We start from the raw sequence: 4,483 nt of genomic DNA on the forward strand, positions 1-4,483 counted from the left end.
AATTACTACGGAACAGAGGAGAAGAAGAGATGTTATTGAAGCCGTGGCTGAGTGGGGTACTGCTTGGGGTAGGCGTGATGATTGCGGCGTCGGCGCAGGCGAACTTTCCCAGCGTGCCCAAGGAGACATACAAGGCACTGAATCTGGAGCAATCGGCCTCGCCCAAGCAGTTGCATGAAGCGCTGGTAAAGCGGTACAAGGATCCGGCGCAAGGAGCGGGACGAGGGACACTGGCGAAGTACTGGGAACCTGTTCCCTACAGCATGTACATGGACCCTGCCTCGTTTTACAAGCCGCCGACCTCGATGAAGGAAGTAGCGGATCGGCAGGAGTGCGTCAAATGCCACACGGACGAATCGCCGGTATGGGTGAACGCCTGGAAGAAGAGCAGCCACGCCAACCTGGACAAGGTACGCAACCTGAAGCCCGAGGACCCGACCTACTACAAGAAAGGCAAGCTGGAAGACGTCGAGAAGAACCTGCGCTCGATGGGACGGCTGGGGGCCAACGAAAAGCTCAAGGAAGTGGGATGTATCGACTGCCACGTTGACATCAACGCCAAGGGCAAGGCTGACCACATGAAAGACCTGCGCATGCCCACGGCGGACGTATGCGGCACCTGCCACCTGCAGGAATTTGCCGAACGCGAATCCGAGCGCGACACCCTCATCTGGCCGAACAAGCAATGGCCGCAGGGAAGGCCCTCGCACGCGCTGGACTGGAAAGCCAACGTAGAAGTTGCCGTATTTGCCGCCATGCCGCAGCGCGAGATAGCCGAAGGCTGCAGCATGTGCCACACCAACCAGAACAAATGCGACTCCTGCCACACGCGGCACGAATTCTCCGCCGCCGAATCGCGCAAACCGGAAGCGTGCGCCACCTGTCACAGTGGAGTAGACCACAACAACTGGGAAGCCTACTCCATGAGCAAGCACGGCAAGGTCGTATCGATGATGGGCGACAAGTGGAACTGGAACGCCCCGCTGAAGGACGCCTACACCAAGGGCGGGCAGACAGCCCCGACCTGTGCGGGCTGCCACTTCGAGTATGAAGGCAAATACAGCCACAACGTCGTGAGGAAGATACGCTGGGCCAACTACCCTGCGGTGCCCGGCATAGCCGAGAACATCAGCAGCGAATGGTCGGAAGCGCGCCTTGACTCCTGGGTCAAGACCTGCACCTCCTGCCACAGCGAGCGTTTTGCCCGCTCCTACCTGGAATTCATGGACAAGGGCACCCTGCACGGCATCGCCAAGTACAAGGAAGCGCATGCGGTCGCCGAGAAACTCTACAAGGAAGGGCTCCTGACCGGCCAGAAGACCAACCGTCCGCTGCCGCTGCCGCCTGACAAGGAAATGTTTGCCGGCTTCACCCAGCTCTACTGGTCCAAGGACAACAACCCTGCCGCCATCGAGCTCAAGGTACTGGAAATGGGAGAGAACGACCTGCCCAAGCTGCACGTAGGCTTAGCCCACGTCAATCCGGGTGGCTGGACCTATACCGAAGGCTGGGGCCCGATGAACCGCGCCTACGTCGAAGTCATGGACGAGAACACCAAGATCCGCGAAATGGCGGCCTTGCAGGAACGCGTGGCCAAGATGGAAAAGGGTCGCACCAGCCTGCTCGATCTCAACAGCAAGGATGAGAAACTCTCGCTGGGCGGATTGGGCGGAGGCATGCTGCTGGCGGGCACCCTGGCCCTGGCGGGCTGGCGCCGGCGCGAAAAGAGCGAGCGCTCCTAAGGTTTGATCGCCTCATCTGCCACCTCACCTTCTCCTGACCGCGCCGACAGGGCGCGGCGGAGAACGGGAACCAAACTCCTCCCGTCACTGGGCATCCTCCTGGTGACGGGAGGAATTCTTTTGCTCGCCTGGTTTGCCTGGCTGTGGTTCAGCCCCGGGTCCCCCCCCTACCGCTACCAGCTGGCGGAAGAAGGACCTGCCTCCAAATTTCCCCAACTGGGACTGGAAGCCTGGCCGGATCTCATCCTGGCACGCTACGAAGTGTATACGGAAGGCGTGGACCAACCCCTGGCCACAGGACACGTGGCCCGGCGCGGCCAGAGCGCTCCGGTCCTGCTTGACTGGGAAAACCGCACCAGCGAACTGCTCACCTCGCTCGACAGCAAACTCCCGGAGCTTGCCGCGCTATCGGCCGCCATAGCCAAACATGCGCCCCAAGACGCCCTGATCCTCGCCTGGTGGGATACCTCGCGCCAGATCAACCTGCTCTCCGCACGCGACACCCTGTTCAAATCCCATGTGGGCGAACCCCTGATCGCGCCCGCCATGTGGCGCGAACGCACCGATGCCATCCGCGCCTATGAAAACAAATTCTGGGGCGCCGTACCCGGCGATGACGAGCGCCGCAAATTCCAGCGCTTTGCCGATGCGCTGCTGGCCGAACCGCAACAGGGTGCGGCCATATTGCGCGAACTGGCAGGAACGCGCGAAGCCTACATCGCCATCCATGTCACCGACCTCTACAAACTGGGGCTCATGCGTCCCAGCCAGTTCGACATCACTTACAAGAACTTCCCCATGGAAGGCAACATGCACGGCCTCATCGGCTACCTCAAACAGTGGATGCAGGACAACACCTTCATCACCTACACCCTGCAATCCCTGAACGACAAAATGGTGCGCGGCTACTTCCTGCGCGACCCCAAGAGCAGCCAGACCCTGGTGGCGCAGATGCTGCCCTTCACCCAATCCCAGCCGCTGGACCTGCAGGCCCTGCAACTCATCTACCAGCAGGGCGGCTACTGGGTCTACAAGATCCCGGGCGGCAAGGACGCCCAGGCAGACGCCCCCGTACAATCCACCCCGCAATCCGCTCCACCCTCCACTCCGCGGGAACCCGCTCCCGCCGCCCCGGCCGGGGGCTGATCTGTCCGGTATCTGTCCGGTACCGCTGGACTGATCCAGCAACCATCCCAAGCGGTACCAGTGGTACCAGAAAGAGACATGGTACTGGTGCTACCCGTTTGAGGAAACCGGAGATACAGTATGGGCAAAAGGGTTTAGCCCCAGGAAACGCAAAAAGCTTGACCTGCAGAAAGCCAACGAAAGAGCGCCACCCCAAGCAGGCCAACGAAGGAAGGCCACCGGACACGGCGCAAGCAAACGCAACCTATAATACAACCGGACACACCGGGACAGCATAACAAAGACAACACCACAACGGATACGTTGCCTCACCAGAAAAAAGGAGAAACCATGAGCCATCGCATGACAGTAGTGATTGCCGCAGCAGCAGCCCTGTTTGCGGTATATGCAGGAAGCGCGAGCGCCCAATCGTTTGAAGGGCGCAAGAAATGCAGTTCGTGTCACAAGAGCCAGGCCGAATCATGGGGAGACACGGCGCACGCCAAAGCCATGGAATCGCTCAAGCCCAACACCAAGGCCGAGGCCAAGAAGAAAGCCAAGCTCGACCCCAAGAAAGACTACACCAAGGACAAGGACTGCGTAGGCTGCCACGTGGACGGCTGGGGCAAGGAAGGCGGCTACACCGTGGAAGATCCCAACAAATTCTTATCCGGCGTAGGCTGCGAATCCTGCCATGGACCGGGCTCCAAGTATCGCGGCATCCACCGCAAGGCGGGGGCGGCGTACGAGAAATCCAAGAAGACCACCCCGCGGCAGGTACTGGCCGATGCCGGACAGGACTTCAGCTTTGAAGAAAGCTGCAACGCCTGCCACCTGAACTACAAAGGCTCACCCTGGAAGGGCGCGAAGGAACCCTACACCCCGTTCACCCCGGAAGTGGACAAGAAATACACCTTCAACTTCGACAAATACGTCAAGGATGCCAAGGCCATGCACGAGCATTACAAACTGGACGGCACCTTCACGGGCGAGCCGAAGTTCAAATATCATGACGAATTCCAGGCCAGCGCCAAGGTTGGAAAGAAGGCTGAGGTAGAAGACTGATGGCAGGTAAGCATGCGGCAGGCAGCCTGCTACTGGGGCTAACCCTCGGAATAGTACTGGTCGTGGTGGTGCTCGGCGGCGAGGCCGCCGTCTCCACCAATGAATTCTGCACCAGCTGTCATTCCATGACCTATCCTGCGGAAGAGTTGAAGACCTCCTCGCACTATGGCGCACTGGGGGCCAACCCCGGCTGCAAGGACTGCCACATCCCCCAGGGACTGCAGAACTTCCACCTGGCGGTGGCCACCCACGTGGTCGATGGTGCGCGTGAATTGTACCTGGAGGCGGTCAACGACTATTCCACGCTGGAGAAATTCAACGAGCGGCGGCTGATCATGGCGCACGATGCGCGCCTGAACCTGAAGAAATGGGACAGCCGCACCTGCCGGACCTGCCACAGGAACCCGCAGCCACCGGGAGCCGATGCCAAGGCTGCGCACAAGAAGATGGAGACCGAAGGGGCCACCTGCATCGACTGCCATCAGAACCTGGTACACAAGGAAGTGGCCGAAACCGACCTCAACGAGAGCCGCAAACAGGGCAAGATGGTC

4 protein-coding genes are annotated in these 4,483 nt (G+C 60.2%); all 4 read left to right on the top strand.

All coding sequences use genetic code 11. The features are described 5' to 3' along the window. The first annotated feature begins 77 nt into the window (after positions 1-77). Complete coding sequence (locus tag BMX00_RS14165) at positions 78-1,742, top strand: multiheme c-type cytochrome (protein WP_425433914.1); 1,665 nt, start codon at positions 78-80, stop codon at positions 1,740-1,742. Between the two features lie 3 nt (positions 1,743-1,745). Beyond that, on the top strand, positions 1,746-2,888 hold the full coding sequence (haoB, locus tag BMX00_RS14170) for a hydroxylamine oxidation protein HaoB (protein WP_281245913.1): 1,143 nt from the start codon (positions 1,746-1,748) through the stop codon (positions 2,886-2,888). A 342-nt stretch (positions 2,889-3,230) separates the two neighbouring features. Beyond that, positions 3,231-3,932, top strand: a complete 702-nt coding sequence (cycA, locus tag BMX00_RS14175) for a cytochrome c-550 CycA (protein ID WP_090829674.1) — start codon at positions 3,231-3,233, stop codon at positions 3,930-3,932. Next, on the top strand, positions 3,932-4,483 hold a 552-nt coding region (locus BMX00_RS14180; protein ID WP_090829672.1), incomplete at its 3' end, for a NapC/NirT family cytochrome c. The genes cycA and BMX00_RS14180, both read left to right, overlap by 1 nt.

The sequence above is a fragment of the Nitrosovibrio tenuis genome (assembly GCF_900109785.1).
Classification (GTDB): domain Bacteria; phylum Pseudomonadota; class Gammaproteobacteria; order Burkholderiales; family Nitrosomonadaceae; genus Nitrosospira; species Nitrosospira tenuis_A.

What these genes read in the sequence shown, in the direction of transcription:
- BMX00_RS14165 (WP_425433914.1), top strand. Translation starts at nt 78, where the DNA reads ATGATTGCGGCGTCGGCGCAGGCGAACTTTCCCAGCGTGCCCAAGGAG.
- cycA (WP_090829674.1), top strand. Translation starts at nt 3,231, where the DNA reads ATGACAGTAGTGATTGCCGCAGCAGCAGCCCTGTTTGCGGTATATGCA.